The sequence below is a fragment of the Parabacteroides goldsteinii genome (assembly GCF_020091425.1).
GTDB lineage: Bacteria > Bacteroidota > Bacteroidia > Bacteroidales > Tannerellaceae > Parabacteroides > Parabacteroides goldsteinii.
The window spans coordinates 4,270,651-4,288,125 of record NZ_CP081906.1; the positions used below are offsets into that span (position 1 = coordinate 4,270,651).

The 17,475-nt window shown below is 42.9% G+C and carries 10 protein-coding genes; all 10 read right to left on the reverse strand.

Features of this window, described 5'->3' with window-relative positions; translation table 11 throughout:
• Positions 1-23: 23 nt before the first annotated feature.
• Positions 24-1,907 (reverse strand): RagB/SusD family nutrient uptake outer membrane protein, encoded by a 1,884-nt coding sequence (locus tag K6V26_RS18455; protein ID WP_007655107.1) that lies wholly within the window; start codon positions 1,905-1,907, stop codon positions 24-26.
• A 17-nt stretch (positions 1,908-1,924) separates the two neighbouring features.
• Positions 1,925-5,455 (reverse strand): SusC/RagA family TonB-linked outer membrane protein, encoded by a 3,531-nt coding sequence (locus K6V26_RS18460; RefSeq protein WP_135033551.1) that lies wholly within the window; start codon positions 5,453-5,455, stop codon positions 1,925-1,927.
• A 55-nt stretch (positions 5,456-5,510) separates the two neighbouring features.
• Positions 5,511-6,641, reverse strand: a complete 1,131-nt coding sequence (locus tag K6V26_RS18465; protein WP_224263526.1) for a FecR family protein — start codon at positions 6,639-6,641, stop codon at positions 5,511-5,513.
• A 144-nt stretch (positions 6,642-6,785) separates the two neighbouring features.
• Entirely contained in the window at positions 6,786-7,340 is a 555-nt protein-coding gene (locus K6V26_RS18470) for an RNA polymerase sigma-70 factor (RefSeq protein WP_224263527.1), read from the reverse strand.
• A 474-nt stretch (positions 7,341-7,814) separates the two neighbouring features.
• Complete coding sequence (hutH, locus tag K6V26_RS18475) at positions 7,815-9,305, reverse strand: histidine ammonia-lyase (protein WP_010801892.1); 1,491 nt, start codon at positions 9,303-9,305, stop codon at positions 7,815-7,817.
• 1 nt (position 9,306) lies between these two features.
• Positions 9,307-9,930, reverse strand: coding sequence for a cyclodeaminase/cyclohydrolase family protein (locus tag K6V26_RS18480; RefSeq protein ID WP_224263528.1), 624 nt, complete (start codon positions 9,928-9,930; stop codon positions 9,307-9,309).
• A 42-nt stretch (positions 9,931-9,972) separates the two neighbouring features.
• Complete coding sequence (hutI, locus tag K6V26_RS18485) at positions 9,973-11,223, reverse strand: imidazolonepropionase (protein WP_007655114.1); 1,251 nt, start codon at positions 11,221-11,223, stop codon at positions 9,973-9,975.
• Positions 11,224-11,226: 3 nt separating this feature from the next.
• Complete coding sequence (ftcD, locus tag K6V26_RS18490; RefSeq protein ID WP_048315196.1) at positions 11,227-12,132, reverse strand: glutamate formimidoyltransferase; 906 nt, start codon at positions 12,130-12,132, stop codon at positions 11,227-11,229.
• A gap of 4 nt (positions 12,133-12,136) precedes the next feature.
• Entirely contained in the window at positions 12,137-14,134 is a 1,998-nt protein-coding gene (locus K6V26_RS18495; protein WP_048315194.1) for a urocanate hydratase, read from the reverse strand.
• A gap of 184 nt (positions 14,135-14,318) precedes the next feature.
• Positions 14,319-17,342, reverse strand: coding sequence for a protein translocase subunit SecDF (secDF, locus tag K6V26_RS18500; RefSeq protein WP_122328155.1), 3,024 nt, complete (start codon positions 17,340-17,342; stop codon positions 14,319-14,321).
• Between the last annotated feature and the right edge of the window lie 133 nt (positions 17,343-17,475).

The window sequence follows — 17,475 nt, forward strand, 5'->3', positions numbered from 1 at the left end:
ACACAAAGGAGTTCCGGCTTATCTTACCAGCCGGGGTTCTGTACCAGGGAAGGACAACGCTTCAGTTCTTCCTGTAAAATCGGCCATAAATACGATTTGGGAGCACTAAACACACGGTTATCTTCTACAACAAAACGCTCCATACGATATTTTTTTCCATTAACCTCTATTTTTCCATTAGGATCTTCTACCGGTTTCATCCCATGAGACTGACGCTGATCTTTCGGATATGGCCATTCCGAAGCTTTTACATTGGAGGTCGTGTTATAATCTCCAGGTTGGAGATAAAGACGGGCAACCCAATAACGATTATTTTCATAAAATAACTCTACGCGACGTTCACGTTGAATATATTCTTCCATCAATTCTTTATCCGATTTTGCAGCCGGTGGCATTGGCGCCATAAAAGAACGGTCACGAACCTTGTTAATCAAATTATAAATTTCATCATTAGGACCTGTCAGATTATTAACGGCCTCACAATAGATATAAATGAATTCCGGTAAGCGCCAAATAGCCGGTCCGTTAATAGTATGGCCACCATGACCACGATCCCAACCATCTTTATAGAACTTTCTCAAATAATACCCCGTATGAGAAGCCTGATCCAAATAACTCCCCCCGACCGCATCATTACCTTCAGCTGTATTCAACTGGTTACCTCCATACCAGGAACCATGATAACGAATATCACGATACAAACGAGGATCACGTTGAATGCCCTCATAAGGATTGCCATCATCGTATCCATCTTTTTCTGCATGATTGCAATAGATAGGATAACCATATCCATCCGGAGCAATATATTCATATTCATCAACCTGTTCCTGCAAAGGTCGTTGACGGGCATGACCTCCTTGTGACGGAGGCAATACGTCGCCGGACCAGCCCGTATCTTTATCTCTTGTTACGAACCAAACCCATTCATCCTGGATAGCATTCATATCATACATCATCTGCCACAAACGTTGCTGGACTTTTTTATTATTCGTATCAGTTTTACCATCAACATCTCTGAAGTCATCCTTTGTATAGGTTTCGTATAATTTATAACGTAAAGAGCCGTCCTCTTTTGTGCACTCCAATACAGCCTTAGCTGCATCTCTTGCCAATTCCCAACGTTTCTGGTCATAACCGTATTCGGACTTGAAGATACGATTATCATTCGGTAAATTACCACCATTCCAAAGAGGTGTAGCTGCAAGCCAACGAGCCATAGCTTTCAAGCCCAAACATGCTCCTTTATCGACACGACCGAAGTATTGTCCTCCATTCCAGCTATCAACACGATTATAAGCCGAATCAGCATCTGCACAGATTTTTTCAACCATCGAATGGAACGATTCTTTCTCAAAAGTCATATCATCCCCCGGATTTATTACACGATTGACATAAACAGCTTCACCATAAGAACGGATCAAAAGTAAATGCAAATAACCTCTCAAAAAATAAACTTCACCAATACGCCTTTTTAAATCTCCCGTTCGTCCATCCTGCGGATTATCCGGTGTATTGTATTTTGCAATACCTTCCAATATTATATTAGAAGAGCGAATAGTAGAATACAAATCATCCCAGTATTGTCCTGCGCTACTGCCAGAGGGCATTCCTTGAGAAGGACCATAATTACCTGTATGAAATTGATGTGGAATTGCCCCTTCATGGCTACTTGCACTACATTCATCCGAAATACTCGACAAACCGAAATGATTAAAGTAAATCAATGGATGCTGTGCATATTTTGCATGTGCATATAAGTCGGTAACCAATGACTCGACTTTATCATAACGTGTGAAAACTTGCTGTTCTGTCGTTTTGTCATCCGGAGTACGGTCTAAATAATCATCACAGGATGTCACACATAATAATCCTACAACCAAGCCGGCTAATATATATAATTTCTTCATTGTCGTTTGTTATTAAATTAATAAGTAATATCAACACCAAAATTGAATATGCGCTGGATAGGATACCAAGCACCGTTTCCATTATTTGTTTCAGGATCAACATCCACATGATCCAACCCGTCAAAAGTAAGCAGGTTCATGCCTTGTACATAAAAACGAACATTCTGCAACCCGGCAAAGCGAATAGCACTTTTGGGTAAAGTATATCCAATCTCAACATTCTTCAAACGCAAATAAGAAGCATTATATAAGAATAAGCTACTGTTCTCATTCTTATTATTGTCATTCTTTCCAATTGTCAAACGAGGATAAGTTGCAAAATCTTTGCTTTCTTCAGTCCACCGGTTCATGTGCATCGGTTTTACCTTACCAATCTGGTCATTATCATACTGTGGGAAATCCCATACACCTGCACCGTTCAACAAAATGCTTGAGTTGGCAGCTCCCTGAAATAACAGACTCAAGTCAAAACCTTTATACTGGAGACCAAGAGGAATACCAAATTGAATTTCCGGTGTACGAGGATTTCCCATCGCACGACGGTCATGTTCGTCATCTATTTTTCCGTCTCCATTCAAATCTTTATAAACTACATCACCTGGATATAACGTTCCCCAAGGTTGGAAACCTTCCCCGTTATTCATAGAGTTCAAACGATCAGCTTCCGCCTGGTCATACACGAAATGGTCTACTTCATAAACAAAATATTCATCAATACGTTTTCCGGTATTTGCACGCCAGTCATTATCATACGATACTTCATTCATGAATTTGATCTTATTTCGTGCAAATGTGAAATTTGGCTTGATATAATAACGGAAATCATCTCCTATACTACCATTCCAGCCGATCTCAAAGTCTATACCTCTATTATCCACAATACCTGAGTTAACAAATGGTGCATCCTTTCCGACTATTCCTGGATATCCCAATTTTCCGGAATTACTTAAGTTAGTTATAATATCAAAACGATGTTCATAAAAATAATCAGCTGAGAAAGTCAGACGTTCATTAAAGAAAGAAGCGTCAATACCGATATTCAACTTACGTGCTTTTTCCCAAGTTAAATTCGGATTCGCAAAATTCCCCTCTTTCAACCCGTTGTATCCATTTCCGAATTCATTCACACCATACGAATAACCGTCTCCTCCCTGAAAAAATTGCAAATAAGCAAAACGGTCATCATTATTATCAGAAATTTTATCACTACCAACTAAACCATAAGAAGCTCTCAATTTAAGATTGCTCAACCATTTATCAGTTCCCTTCATAAATTTTTCCCGGGAAATAACCCATCCGATAGATCCGGCAGGAAATGTTCCGTATCGTTTACCCGGTGCAAAGTTTTCAGAACCGTTATATCCAATATTGAACTCTGCCAAATATTTATTCTGAAAAGCGTATGTCGCTCTTGCTGTCAGCCCCTGATAACGATAAGCAACACGGTTATCATAACTCCGGTTTGAACGATTTAACAAAACCATAGCCGTAATATCATGATCATTAAATGTACGTGCGTAATCTAGTTTTAACTGATAATAGGTCTTACTTTCAGCTGCATTATGGCTAAATGTATTCTCTATTGTCTCATCTTTGTCATACCAAGGATTTCCTAATATATATTTACCCGTATAATTCGGATTATTCATATAAAATGAACCGTAACTACCTTCTGCTGGCTGGAATGTAGCATATTTAGTAAACTCCATATAACCATCTTTATTGACACCTAGTTTCCGATTGACCCAGTTACCTTCAGAGGCATCATAAGAGAAAACTCCTTCAATTTTCAATCCTTTTGTTATAAAATCAAGTTTATGTCCGATTGCAAATGATCCGTTCAGATAAGTTTTCTTCTCAATCAGATATCCGGTTCTTGATAACTCTCCTAAAATATTTTTACGATGCCTATAATCCCCATACAACATGCCGTATGGATTATTCAATACATAATCTTCATTGTCAGGATTATCATTTTCAGGTACTGTTATCGGCAAATAAGGAGGCAACGTATTACATAAACTAACAACTGTAGATGCTGTTGTTCCCGGAGCATGACGATCCGTAATACGAGCGCCTAAATCTACCCGCACATAAAAATCTTTTGTAATATCGACATCGACATTTGCACGGAAGTTATAACGCTTAAACCTAGCCTGAGTATCGTGTTCCGTCAAATCTGTATGCTCATAGTTTCCATCCTGAGAATAATAATTAGCCATCACATAATAACGCGCACGCTCAGAACCTCCTCGGATAGACAAACTATAATCCTGTTGAATTCCCGGTTTAAACGCATAATCAAAATAGTCCCAGTTATAGCCTAAACCGTCGGAATTATCTCCTTTAGCCATTCTGTAATTGTTAATAGCATCCTGCGTAAACAACTCAAGTTTTGAAGGATCTGTTCCGGGATTACTATTTATCATAGCTTCATTATATAAGGTTGCATAATCCGCAGATCCTAAATAAGTAGGAAATTTAACCGGAGCATTTGTCCCTACCGATGCCTTAAAATTCACACTAGGCTTTTCAGAAGCTTTACCACGTTTAGTCGTAACAATGATAACACCGTTAGCACCACGAACACCATAAGGAGCAGTTGCAGAAGCATCCTTCAAAATTGTAAAAGTCTCGATTTCTTCAGGAGCCAGATAACTCATGTCGCGTTCAACACCATCTACAATGACAATCGGAGATTTGTCTCCATATGTACCCATACCACGGATACGTATCTCTGCTCCATCCACACCTGGTTCACCACCACCAAACTGATTAGCCATCAAACCAGGCATTCTACCCGCCAGGGCATTATTCAGGTTTGCGGTCGGGCTTTGCTTTAAATCTTTGGTAGTTATGGTCGATATAGACCCAGTAATTGTTGCTTTTTTCTGAGTAGTATAACCTATGACAACAACTTCTTCCAAAGCTTTAGTATCTTCCACCAGTGTAATTTTTAGAGTATTTCGTCCATTTATCTGTACCTCCTGAGGTTGATAACCGATATAAGAAAAAATCAAACTAGCTCCTGAATAAGGGGCAGTAATTTCAAAATTACCATCCATGTCAGATATAACACCTGTCATAGTTCCTTTTACCATAATATTTACACCAGCCAAAGGACCTGTAACATCAGAAACACTACCTTTTACCTTAAAACCTTCTTGAGCGACTACAGTGACTGCCGGTTGTACTTTCTCCACAGGGTACAATATAACCTGCCCATTTTCCACTTTATACGAGCAATTCTGATTAAGAAGCAAAATATGTAAAGCATCTTCCAATGAAATTTTTTTGGAATTAAGATTTACAACCGCCTCATCATTCAACACATTGTTCGAATAAATAATACTCACTCCCGCTTGTTCCTGAAGTTGTTCCAGAGCATCCTTCAATGTAGTATTATTGAAGGATAAACTTACCTGTGACTTTAATACATTGGCATACATTGTCAATGAAACACAACTACACAAACCTACAACCAGGAACCTTCTCCAGGATGCTCGTCCACATGGACCAGCTTTACTAGTGCTTGTCTTCTTTCTCATAATGATAGATTCTTTTTGTTAAACAATAATTTTTTAATTACATAGGCTTTCATAATCATTTCTCTTTTATTTGGTATAACTTTTGTTTTTGAGAATTATAACCCGGAATAAGAATCCTCATCAGAACATTCATTGTCTCTTCCGGCGTACTTTTCAAATCCAGATTACCCGATATTTGATATTTGAGGTATTTAGAATCAAGAATTTCTATTTTTATATTATAAGATTTCTCTAACCGATGGATTACTTTATCCAAAGGCTCACGATTAAATCTGAGCCTCCCCTCAATCCAGGAGATGTAATCCCTGGCATCTACTGTTTTCAGTTCATCCTGTCCGGAATCCGGATCATAACCATAATATTGGTTCGGGATAAGTTCTATTTTGCCGGTATTACTTTCCAAACCGATTTTACCAGTCACCAATACCGCTTCAAACAGGCTTTGCCTTTTATCGACCGATACATTAAACTTCGTTCCCAATACTTCCACTGCTTTATAAGCCGTTTGCACAACAAATTTCCGCCGTGCTTCTTTCGATACTTCAAAATAGGCCTCACCATCCAGGTAAACTTCACGTTTATCTTTGGCAAACACAGCCGGATAGACTAATGACGAGCCAGAATTGAGATACACTTTGGAACCATCAGCCAGAATCAAAGTGGAACGCTTCCCGTAAGGAACACGGATCGTATTCAAATGATCAAGATTCTCCTTCTCCCCGGGAACAGCCACTGTATCATTAATCAGGATTTGTCCTTTTTTATCATACGTAACAACAATCGAAGTATCAGACAATTCTATCTCCTTATCATTGTTGACAGTCAGAGTAATCTCTTTTTTATCTTCAATTCCGGCCAGGACTTTTTCATATTCACTAAGATTTCTTTCATTCAAAGGGGAGATAATAAATAACAGGACAGCCACAACAGCACAAACAACCGCAGCGGCATAAGGTAATAGCCGATACCGTTTGCGGCTTATTTCTTTCATTATCTTCCGGACATCTTCCGGGCTTACTTTTTCTGTACGGTCTGAATGATCAATTCCAATAGAAGCATGTACAGCCTGCATTTGACAGAAAACAGCCTTGTTCTCTTCAGTTGCCTCAATCCAGCGCAGAACTTCACGCGCTTCTTCTATTGTGCATTCTCTTTCTATAAATCGTATAACTAAATCGTTGTTCATAATCTATCTTTTGATACCAGACAGAGGAGGAACAACTTTTTTTAATTTTACCCTAGTAGAAAATGGAGATTTTTTTCACTTTTTGGTAAGTTTTTTCATAGCCACGCCATAAAACTTTGATAATCAGACACACAAACAATACAATTATTTTTTCAATCCTATATACAAAATCAAAAAAATAATAGGAATGAGATATTCTTTGGACAGATCATCTCTCAAATGACTTAGGGCCTTGTTGATATGAAACTCGACAGCTTTAACCGTTATACACTGACTTTCGGCTATCTCTTTGTTTTTGAAACCGTCATAACGGCTCATCATAAAAATATCTCTTGTACGTGCAGATAATTTCGATAATGAAGCTTCTATAGCCGATGCCAACTCTTTTGTCATCAGTATTTCCAACGAATCATTTTCCAAAACGTAAACATTACTTCTTTGATAAATAGCAAACTCATTTAAATCATTAATCTCGACCTGCTCCAATTGTAAACCTTTCAAATAATTAAAACATTTATTCCGGCATATCACCATTAAATAAGTTATCAGACAGGTCTCTTTGTCCAATTTTTCCCGTTGTTTCCACAAAACAAGGAAAGTATCCTGCACAATCTCTTTGGCCACCTCTCTATCCAATACATAAATCTGGGCGAACTTATGTAAACGGGGCCAATAAGATTCTACAATACTTTTAAACATTTGCTCATTACTATTTCTTAATTGCCGTATGCTTATATCCATCAGAAAGCGTCTACTTAGAATTCTATTACACAATCAAAGCCAAAAATATAAATACAAACCTCTGTAACAGTGGATTTTCTTTATATGAAAATATTGAATGACTAGAAAAAACGATCGTTTTTTCTAGTCACGATTTTAGCTGTTTTTGAGTAAAAGAAGACACCTGATTTATGAGTGTATTTCTAAGTATAAAATGCAATGAATCAGTCGTTTTTTCTTTTTATAAACATCTATAAATAAAAAAATGTGAGTACCTTCGCGGTGACTAAAAAAAACGATCGTTTTTTTTAGTCAGTTAAATTCTCATAAAAAATTAGAGCCGAAGCTTTATATTCAAAAGCTTCGGCTCTACAATCAGGCCATATCCACACGGATAATTCAGAAACAAAGGTCTCTCAAAACATATAGCTGAACTATCTACGATCAGCGTAACTACAACGGATACCTCCGCAGGAAAGCCACCGTACGATGGATCTCCGTGTACATTACAATATCATCCTCTATGAAAGGGACCTCCTTCCGGAAGTCTCTCAGGAATTTTTCAAGGACAGGTGAAGTCCTGGCCGGACGGCGGAACTCCATTCCCTGTGCCGCATTCATTAATTCAATCGCCAGGATATGATCGAGGTTATCCATTACCTTAAACAGTTTGGTTGCAGCATTGGCTCCCATGCTGACATGATCTTCCTGACCATTGCTGGATACGATCGAATCGCTGCTGGCGGCATAACAATACATCTTATTCTGGCTGACCATGCTTGCGGCGGCATATTGCGGGATCATAAAACCGGAGTTCAACCCGGGATTGGCAACAAGAAATTCCGGTAAACCGCGAAGTCCCATGATCAATTGGGCGACACGGCGTTCGGATATATTTCCTAATTCAGCCAAAGCGATGGCCAGAAAGTCGAAAGATATAGCCAGCGGCTGACCATGGAAATTACCACCCGAGATGATCTTGTCTTCTTCCGGGAAGATGGTCGGATTATCCGTCACCGAATTAATCTCCGTGAGCAATACGCCGGAAACGTAATTGATCGCATCCTTTGTCGCTCCGTGAACCTGCGGGATGCAACGGAAAGAATAAGGGTCCTGCACATGTTCCTTTTTCCTGTTGATCAGTTCGCTTCCCTCCAACAACCGGCGGAAAGCTGCTCCCGTTTCAATCTGTCCCGGATGAGGACGCATCTGCTGGATACAATCCATGAAAGGATCGATACGACCGTCGAAGGCTTCCAAAGACAAGGCCGCTATCGTATCCGCCTTTTGGGAAAGACGAAAAGCACGCATCAGGGCAAAAACGCCATTTGCACTCATAAACTGTGTTCCGTTCAGTAAAGCCAGTCCCTCTTTACTTTTCAGACGTACGGGTTTCCAGGCAAACTCATCCAATACACTGATCGCTTCGCGCTTCTTTCCTTTATAATAGACATCTCCCACTCCGATCAGCGGCAGGAAGAGATTCGCCAACGGAGCCAGATCGCCGGAAGCTCCCAGGGACCCCCGGTCATAAACGATCGGCAGGACATCATTATTGAAGAAATCGAGGATACGTTGTACGGTAATAACCTGTACACCGCTATGGCCCAAAGACAAAGCGTGTGCTTTCAGCAGCATCATCAACCGGACAATAACGGGACTCACCTCGTCACCGACACTACAGGCATGACTTTTCACCAGGTTTTCCTGTAAGGTACTCAGTTCGTCGGGCGAGATATTTTTATTGCATAACGAGCCGAAGCCGGTTGTAATGCCATAAAGCGGACCATCCTGTTGTTCGATTTTCCGGTCCAGGTAATCGCGGCAACGCTGGATGCGTTCGCGCACTTCCTGGCTTAACTCGAGCTTCATGTTCTGAGTCAGGATCAACTCAATGCTGTCGAATGTCAGCGGTTCAGAACCTACATAATAGACATTGCTCATGTTATACTATTGTTTTAACCCAATCCAGTAACTTCGTTTCAATACGGATCGCTTCCGATTCCATATGGTCGGCTTTCACTTTCATCTGCTTCACAAAAGCTTCGTCTTTGATGGAAGCCAGGTTGATACGTACGTTCAGCAGGGCTCCCAGGACACAGGTACGGGCAGTCATCATGGCAACACAAGCATCGGTAACAGCATTCCGGTTTCCTTTATGTGCCACATAAATGACGGTTTCCATCACAGACGCGATCTCTTCGGCAACCTGCATAGGAACAATAGCCGCCTCTTTCGTGGCATCTTCAATGGCCCGGGCACGTTCGGCGATTTGCTCTTCCGTTTCTTTAGGAAGTTTAAAGGCGGCAAACACACGATCGTAGGCTTCACTGTCACGGTCGATGTCGCGGATCAGGCGCTCACGGATCAGGGCCGCTTCCGTAGCTATCGTTTTCATCTGCCCTTCCACATCGGCATACTTCTTTTTCCCGATGGTCAGGTTGGCGACCATCTCCGTCAATGCAGTAGCGATAGCACCGTTTAAGGCTGAAATACTTCCGCCGCCCGGAACCGGTGCGTTACTGGCTGTTTCCGCCAGAAATTCTTTAATTGTCAAGTCTACAAGCATGGTATTTATATTTAAGGTATTAAACAATGAATAAACTGTTTCTCAAATCATATAAATGATTCCGTCCTTAATCACCGTATCCACGATATTCATTCCCACATTATAAGGAAGGAATTTATAGGACGGATATTTCAGCAGGATCAGGTCGGCCTTCTTTCCAACATCTATGCTGCCGATCTTATTGGCACGCCCCAAAGCCGCAGCTCCGTTAATCGTCAAAGCGGTAACCGCTTCTTCCGGAGTCAGTTTCATCTGGATACACGCCAAAGCGAAAAGCATCGGGATAGAACAGGAAAAACAACTGCCGGGATTATAATCGGTAGCCAGCGCAACTGCACAACCGGCGTCAATCATCTCACGACCACGGGCATAAGGTTCGTTCAACGAAAAGGCCGTGAGCGGAAGCAAGGTGGCAATCACCCCGCTGCGTGCCAACCGTTGGATGCCTTCATCCGAAGCGTGCAGCAAATGATCGGCACTGACAACCTTCAGACGGGCCGCCAGTTCCGTACCTCCAATAGATACGATCTCATCGGCATGCATCTTCAACTTAAACCGCTGGCTTCGGGCGGCACGTAACAAACGTTCGCTCTGTTTTACCGAGAATACTCCCTGTTCACAAAAAACATCACAGAAAGTAACCGTTCTCTCCAGACGAAGTTCCGGCAGGACCTGTTCGATCATATAAGTAATGTAATCATCCGTCTGGTGGGTATATTCAGGGGGAACGGCATGAGCTCCCAAATAAGTGGACACGACATCGACCGGATGTTCCTCGTTGAGGTCTGCCATTACACGCAACTGCATCAGTTCGGTTTCGAAATCAAGACCATATCCACTCTTCCCTTCCACCGTCGTTACGCCCATGTCCAACATTTCGTCGAGCCGTTCATAACCGATACTCCACAGTTGCTCGAAATCACGTTCACGGGTGGCATTGACCGTATTGACTATACCGCCGCCACGCTCCATGATCGACATATAGCTGTCGCCTTTCAACCGCCAGGAAAACTCTTCTTCACGATAACCACCGAAAATAAAATGGGTATGACTATCCACAAACCCGGGAAGCAATGCCCTTCCACTGGCATCGATTTCCAGGTATTCGTCCGGATCTACCTGACGTACTATTTCTTTTGTCGGACCGACATGCGTTATAACACCTTCGGAAACAACCACTGCTCCATCTTCTATAATATGGAGATCAGACATTGCCGTCCCTCTTTTTGCTTCAAAACCGGAACAGGTTACAACTTGCGATGCGTTCCTTATCAGTAATTTATCTCCTTTCATGTTTTATTCCATTATTCTAGCTTCTAACACCTGGTTCATGGAAAAGTTTTCCAACCCTAAATAGAAAGAAGCTGTATCAATCAATGCTTCCATCGGAACCAATCCGATAATCTCACTACCTACAACCGCAACACCATAACGGCGAGCCTCTATCTTCACCAGTTCAAAAGCGCGGTACAAGGCCGTACGAGTATAGTCGGTCATATTAATCGAGACCTGCACGATACCCCGTTCTTTCAGTTCGACTCCCATTGCTTTACAATAACGAAGACCGCCGCCGATAAAACGGATCTTACGGGCAATATCGCTGGCAATATTCAGATCGGCCGTACCCAGATTGACATTATAAGCAACAAGCGGCATGCGGGCACCAACGGCAACCGTACCGGCTGTCGGATGGCGCTCCGACGGTCCGAAATCCGGCTGCCATTCTGCAAGTTTAATCTTCTCAGCCATCCCTTCGAACTCACCTTTCCTGACTGCTGCCAGATTCTCCCGGTGAGGGGCGGTTGCCGACTTCTCATATAAAAACACAGGGACCTGGTATAAGGTTGCAATCTGTTCACCAACTTCTTTGGATAAAGCAATCGCTTCATCCATTGTACATCCTTTGATCGGGATGAACGGGATCACATCGACAGCTCCCATCCGCGGATGTTGTCCGCTATGCCGGTTCAGGTCTATCAAAGCGACTGCCTGTCCTACAGCCTCCAACAGGGCGGCTTTCAACGCCTCAGGTTCACCGACTACAGTAACGACCAGGCGGTTATGATCTTCATCATTGCTATAATCCAACAGTTTTACTCCTTGCCTGGCTCTGAACGGCTCAATAATCTTTTCTATCTTCCCTAAGTCCCTACCTTCACTAAAATTGGGGACACACTCCATAATTTTATTCCAACTACTCATAAATTCAGGTATTTAAAGAGGTCTTTATTGTTTTTCGTATCAATTCTTCCTCCGGAATATAAGGAAGAGTGATATGATACTGATTCTCATTATTCTTATTAAATGTTTCACTTGTTTCCAGAGCATGCCGGTTACGTGCCCAGGCACGGCGCGCCACACCGCCCATTACATCCCATAACATGGCGGAACGTAATATTTCATCAACACGGTTACTTCCGTCGAGAACCATACCGAATCCTCCGTTTATCGCTTTACCGATACCGACACCACCACCGTTATGAAGGGCTACCAGACTCATTCCGCGGGCTGCATTTCCGGCAAAGCACTGTACAGCCATATCGGCCATGACGTTACTACCGTCGTAGATATTGGACGTCTCCCGGAAAGGCGAGTCTGTCCCGCTGACATCATGGTGGTCACGTCCCAGCATCACCGGCCCGATCTCTCCGTCACGAACCATCTGATTGAAACGGAGCGCAATCTTCAGCCTGCCTTCGGCATCCTGATAAAGGATACGGGCCTGTGTGCCTACTACCAGATTGTTCTTTTCGGCATCGCGTATCCAGTTGTAGTTATCACGGTCCTGTCCCCGCCGGTCCGGATCGATACAATCCATGGCGGCATGGTCGGTTTTGACCAGGTCTTCTTTTTTCCCGCTCAGACAAACCCAGCGAAAAGGACCGTAGCCGTAATCAAATAATTCCGGTCCCATTATATCTTCCACATAAGACGGCCAGATAAAACCATCTTTCTCATCGATACCATTCCTGGATATATCTTTTACACCGGCATCATAAATCGCTTTCAGGAATGAATTGCCGTAATCGAAGAAATAGGCTCCGCCCTCGACCAGCCGTTTTATCACTTCATAATGTCTGCGCAAAGAACGGTCCACCAGGGCACAAAACGTTTCCTGGTCTTCCGAAAGCAAACGCGTACGTTCTTCGAAAGAGATTCCTGCGGGACAGTATCCACCCTCATAAACAGCATGGCACGAAGTCTGGTCGCTCAGCAAGTCGATAGGAATAGATTCCGATGCGGCATATTCCAACAGGTCTACAATATTCCCATGATAAGCAACCGAAAGAGGCTCTTTGGCACGGCAAGCATCCGTAGCCAGGCGAAAAGCCTCGGCCTCGTTATCTGTAACCAACTGGACCCATCCCTGCGAATGGCGTGTTTCTATTCGCGATCGATCCACTTCCGCCACAATGCAGGCAGCACCGGCAATAACAGCCGCTTTCGGTTGTGCCCCGCTCATTCCTCCTAATCCGGACGAGACGAAAAGATGTCCTCGCAAGTCCTTGTCCTGCGGTATGCCAAGTTTAAGGCGACCGGCATTCAGGAGCGTATTGAAGGTTCCATGCACAATACCCTGCGGTCCGATATACATCCACCCTCCGGCTGTCATCTGACCATAGTTGGCAACCCCCATCTGGGCTGCCACATGCCAGTCCTTCTGATTATCGAACATACCGACCATCATCGAATTGGTGATAATTACCCGGGGAGCATCCGGCCTGGAACGAAACAGACCGAGCGGATGGCCCGATTCAATCACCAGGGTCTGCTCCTGTGTCATGATCTCCAGATATTGTTTGATCAACCGGTATTGCATCCAGTTCTGACAGACCTGACCTGTCTCTCCATACGTCACCAACTCATAAGGATAAAGGGCAATGTCGAAACAGAGGTTATTGTCAATCATTACCTGGAAAGCTTTTCCTTCCAGGCAGTTTCCTCGATAATCATCAATGGGACGTGCTTTCAGATCACCCTCCGGACGATAACGATACCCGTATATTCTTCCACGGGTACGAAGCTCTTCCATAAATTCAGGTGCTAATGTCTCATGAAGTTCTTTCGGAATGTACCTTAAGGCATTTTTCAATGCTGTTTCAGTTTGTGCAGACGTAAGGGAATAACCGCGATCGGGGGCGCGGCGGATACCGGCAACAAAAGAAGGATATGCCGGCAATTGGCTACCTAGATGTATATCCATAACTGATGACGTTTTAAAATAAACTTACAATTTGTCAGAATAAAACAATTGCAAGTGGCCTACAAGGTAGATATTTCCGTGCAACCGGACAATTTCGGCTATATGTTTAGAAGCATATTGTAAACAAGAAAAAAGGCCATCCCGCAATGAGATGGCCTTTTCATTATTTCATAAAAACTGTCTGTTACTTAGCAGCTTCGGCAGCTTTTTTGTTGATCTTTCTTTTCTGTATTTCGTATGCAATCGGAGTTGCAACGAACAGTGTAGAATATGTACCTACGATGATACCCAGCAAGATAGCGAACGTAAAGCTACGGATTGTGCTACCACCCAGGATAAAGATACAAAGTACTACAACCAATGTTGTCAATGATGTATTGAATGTACGAGACAACGTTGAGTTCAAAGCGTCATTGATCACCTGGTAACGATCGCGTTTCGGATACAGACCGATTGTTTCACGGATACGGTCGAATACAACCACGGTATCATTGATAGAGTAACCGATAATCGTCAGGATAGCCGCGATAAATGTCTGGTCGACTTCCATAGAGAACGGTAACACTTTCCATAATAAAGTATAGAAAGAGATGATACACAATGTTGTCACTGCTACTGAGGCAAATGCACCTACTGAGAACGACCAGTCACGGAAACGAAGCAGGATATAAGCTGCCATACAGAACATCGCGAAGATAACCGCCATGATAGCGCTGTTCTTGATGTCGTCGGCCATACTCGGTCCCACTTTCTGAGAACTCTGGATGTAAGTTGTTGTGAACTGATCCAATGTTGTTCCTTCCGGAAGCAGCGGTTTAACGCCTTCGAACAATAATGATTCGATTTCCTGGTCTACAGCAGGATCGGCATCGTCGATCTTATAGTTGGTAGAAACACGAACCTGATCCGGTGTACCGATCGTGATAACACTTACAGCACCATCCAGTTTTTCGTCCAGCATATTACGAACTTCATCCGTTTTTACATCCTGTGCAAAACGAACGATATAGTTACGTCCACCGGTGAAGTCGATACCGTTATTCAAACCGATCGTCATCATGGAGATCGCTCCCAAAAGAACGATACCGGCAGGAATCAGATAACCAGTCTTACGGGCACCCAGGAAGTTGATCTTCGGATTAGTCAACAGGTCTTTCGTGATAGATGTTACAAATGTTACATTCTTCAGTTTATCCTTAGCCAATAATGCTTCATAAACCATACGAGTCAGGAAGACCGCAGTAAGGAAAGAAGCAAACAGACCGATAATCATTGTAGTAGCGAAACCACGGATAGGACCTGTACCGAAGTAGAACAATACAACACCTGTAATGATAGATGTCAAGTTGGAGTCGAAGATAGCAGAGAACGCGTTACTGTAACCATCGGCAATAGCTTTGCTCAACGACTTACCGGCTCGAAGCTCTTCTTTTGTACGTTCATAGATCAACACGTTAGCATCGACTGCCATACCCAGTGTCAACACCATACCGGCGATACCCGGCAAAGTAAGTACAGCCTGGAAAGAAGCAAGGATACCCATCGTGAAGAAGATGTTCAATACCAATGCACCGTCTGCGATCAGACCCGGGATAATTCCGTAGAATGCACACATATAGATCATCAACAGGATCAATGCCAAAGCAAAGGAGATAACACCTGAGCTGATAGCTTCCTGACCCAGTGACGGACCGACAACGTCTTCCTGTACGATATGTACAGATGCAGCCATCTTACCTGATTTCAATACGTTAGCTAAGTCCTTCGCTTCTTCCGGAGTGAAGTGACCTGTAATCTGAGAACGTCCTCCGGTAATTTCGTCATTTACGTTTGGAGCGGAATAAACCATATCATCCAGAACGATAGCGATAGCTTTACCGATATTCTCTTTTGTCAAACGAGCCCATGCCTTAGCACCTTCTGCGTTCATGGCCATACTAACCTGCTGTTCTGAACGGCCAGCCTGCTGTACGAAGTCTGCATTAGCATCAGTTACTACGTCACCACCTAAAGCAGGCGTTCCGTCACGGTTAGTAACCTTGATAGCATATAATTCGAAAAATTGTTCTTTTTCGTCGATAGCCTTAACACCCCATTTCAAAGACAGGTTACGAGGTAACACGTCTTTCACCTGTTTCATTGCCAGGTATTCGTTAATCTTAGGAATGTCTCTTACGTTAGCCACACCAACGGCAGCACCACGACCTAACTGGCCGTTATACTGATTGATCTGTAACAAGGCAAACAACGGATGCTGTTTTGCAAATTCTTCCATCGACTGGTTAGCCTGAGCTTCCGGTTTATCCTGAGCGATCTGCTGTAACAGAGAATCAGCTTCGCTAGTAGCGGCAGCATTATCTGTAACAGTTTCCGTAGCAGTTGTTTCAGTACCTTCGGCAGAAACAGTTTCTGTTTCAGTTACGGCTACTTCGTCGTTATGTTCTTTCAAAACAGTAGCCAGTACATTGTCGGCAGCAACCAACTGCTGGTAAACTTCCGGCAACTGATAAGTTTCCCAAAATTCCAGGTTTGCACTGCCCTGTAACAATTTACGAACACGTTCAGGTTCTTTTACACCCGGAAGTTCCACCAGGATACGTCCTGCTGTTTCCAAACGCTGGATGTTAGGAGATACCACACCGAAACGGTCGATACGGGTACGCAATACGTTGAATGAATTATCGATAGCACTCTTCAGTTCGTCTTTTAATACTGAAACGACCTGAGCATCTGTGCTCTGCGGAGTAATTTTATCTTTCAACTCAAATGTACTGAAAATAGCAGACAAACGTGCGCCATTATCCAGGTTCTTGTACTCTTCTGCAAACAAGTCAATAAAGTCTTTCTGACTGGTTGCCTGGCGAGCATAAGCTAAATCCAAAGCCTTGTTGAAGTTCTCATCCTGGTTATTATTTGAAAGCGAACGGATTACATCTGCCACATTCAATTCCAGAACGACGTTCATACCGCCTTTCAGGTCAAGTCCTAAACTAATTTCCATTTCACGGCATTGCTTAAGCGTATAGCCCAGCCACACCTTCTGAGTAGATAATGAGTCCAAATAAAGACTCTCTTTCGACGGATCCCCTCCCGCATACTCAGCGGCTTTATTGTTGTAATATCTTGTTACAAATGAGAACGATAGATAGAACAAACATACAAGCGTAAGTAACACCGCGAAGACCCTTACAAATCCTTTGTTTTGCATTTGAATCTTGAGTTTATGTTATTACATTATTTATTTTCGTTTTTTCACAGGGTGCAAATATAGGCTTTTTTTCTTTGTCAAATAGTAATTAGATTAATTATTTGTCACTCTCTTAGTTAATTTCAAGTACAAA